Genomic DNA, 2,259 nt, shown 5'->3' with positions numbered 1-2,259 from the left:
ATCAGGCCCGAGGTAAACCCGCGCGCGCCCACGGCATAAAAACTGGGCGCCCAGACCTCAGCCAGACCGCCGACCCAGACGATGCCGGGATCACAGGCGGCCTTGGCCTCGGCCAGCCGCATCGGGTTGGGGGTGGCCCATTTCACGCCCTTGACCCCCGGCACGGCGCAGAGGTCGGCAATGGCACGCGTGCCGATGGCATCGTTGCGCAAATAAAGCATCATCGGCAGCCCGCCCGAGGCATCGGCGACCGCGTGCAGGTAATCGACGATCTCGCGCGGGGCGACAAAGGGATCGGGCGGCTGATGCACCATCAGCGCCGCCGCCCCCGCATCCGCCGATGCCCGCGCAAGCCTTTGGGCATCGCGCAGACCGCGCCCCACCCCCGCCAGAAGCGGCGCACGGCCCGCGACCAGCCCGGCGACCTCGGCCACCATGGCGCAGGCCTCGTCAGTGGTCAGGGCGTAGAACTCACCCGTATTGCCGTTCACCACCGGCATATGCAGCCCCGCGCCAAGCGCCCGGTCGATGATCGGGGCCAGCCGCGCGGGCGCAATATCGCCTGCGTCGTCATAGGGCGTCACGAGGATGCCCGAAATGCCCGTCAGGGCCTGATCGAGTGTCAGCATCAGAAAATCTCCGGCTCGCCAGCGGCGCGGCCAAAGCCACGTTCAAGGAAATCAAAATCACAGCCCTTGTCGGCCTGCGTCACATGGCGCGAGAACATCCAGCCATAGCCACGGTCGAATTTCGGCTCGGGCGGGGTCCATGCGGCGCGGCGGCGGCTCAGTTCGCCGTCTTCCACCATCATATCCAGCCGCCGCGCGGGCAGGTCCAGCCGCACGATATCGCCGGTTTTCAGAAGCGCGAGCGGCCCGCCGACATGGCTTTCGGGCGCGACATGCAGCACGCAGGCCCCGTATGATGTGCCGGACATGCGCGCATCGGAAATCCGCAGCATGTCGCGATGGCCCTGTTTAATCAGCGCCTTGGGGATCGGCAGCATCCCCCATTCGGGAAAGCCCGGCCCGCCCTGAGGCCCCGCATTACGCAGCACCAGCACCGTGTCGGGCGTCACCTCCAGATCCTCATCGTCAATGGCGGCCTTCATCTGGGGATAGCTGTCGAAGACCAGCGCCGGGCCCTCATGGACATGATATTTCGGATCACATGCGGCGGGCTTGATGACCGCGCCGTCGGGGCAAAGGTTCCCGCGCAGCACGGCCAGCGAGCCCTCATGATAGACCGGGTTCGACAGGGGCCGGATCACGTCGTCGTTGAACACCTCGGCCCCTTCGAGGTTCTCGCCCATCGTGCGCCCCGTGACGGTCAGCGCGGACAGATCCAGCCGCTCCTCGATCTGCTTCATCAGCGCGCGCAGCCCGCCCGCATAGAAGAAATCCTCCATCAGGTAATCCTTGCCCGAAGGCCGGATATTCGCAATGAGCGGGGTCTCGCGGCCAAGCGCATCCAGATCGTCCAGCGTCAGATCGACGCCCGCGCGGCGCGCCATGGCAATGAGGTGAACGACCGCATTGGTCGAACAGCCGGTCGCCATCGCCACAATCGCGGCGTTGCGCACCGATGCCGGAGTGACGATCTGGTCAGGCGTCAGATCCTCCCAGACCATATCGACAATGCGCCGCCCGCAATCGGCGGCCATACGCTGATGCCCGCTGTCCACCGCAGGCACCGAGGACGCGCCGGGCAGGGTCAGCCCCATCGCATCGGTGATCGCGGTCATGGTGCTGGCCGTGCCCATGGTCATGCAGACACCGGGTGAACGCGCGATGCCGCCTTGCAGCCCCTGCCATTGCGCATCGGTGATATTGCCCGCCCGGCGCTCGTCCCAGTATTTCCACGCGTCCGACCCGGACCCAAGCGCCCGCCCGGCATAATTGCCGCGCAGCATCGGGCCGGCGGGCAGATAGATCATCGGCACACCCGCCGTCAGCGCGCCCATGACCAGCCCCGGCGTGGTCTTGTCACAGCCGCCCATCAGCACCACGCCATCCAGCGGATGCGAACGGATCTGCTCCTCCGTCTCAATCGCCAGCAGGTTGCGATAGAGCATCGAGGTCGGCTTGGTAAAACTTTCATCCACCGAGAGCGAGGGCAGCTCGACCGGAAACCCGCCCGCCGCCAGCACGCCGCGTTTCACATCCGCCGCGCGTTCGCGGAAATGCGCGTGGCAAGAGTTCAGCTCGGACCATGTGTTCAGGATGCCGATGATCGGCTTGCCCATGAAATCGGCCTCGG

The 2,259-nt window shown here is 66.4% G+C and carries 2 protein-coding genes; both read right to left on the bottom strand.

Annotated elements, in window-relative coordinates; genetic code table 11:
• The coding region (locus tag Q4G14_RS15025; protein ID WP_303362576.1) for a dihydrodipicolinate synthase family protein at positions 1-629 on the bottom strand (629 nt) is incomplete at its 3' end.
• Positions 629-2,259, bottom strand: a 1,631-nt coding sequence (gene araD, locus Q4G14_RS15020; RefSeq protein WP_303362575.1) for an L-arabinonate dehydratase, incomplete at its 5' end; no start/stop codon positions are given. The genes Q4G14_RS15025 and araD, both read right to left, overlap by 1 nt.

Source organism: Paracoccus sp. (in: a-proteobacteria) (assembly GCF_030538755.1).
Classification (GTDB): Bacteria; Pseudomonadota; Alphaproteobacteria; order Rhodobacterales; family Rhodobacteraceae; genus Paracoccus.
Note: the sequence above shows the minus strand (reverse complement) of the source record. Positions and strands in the feature narration are given on the sequence as shown.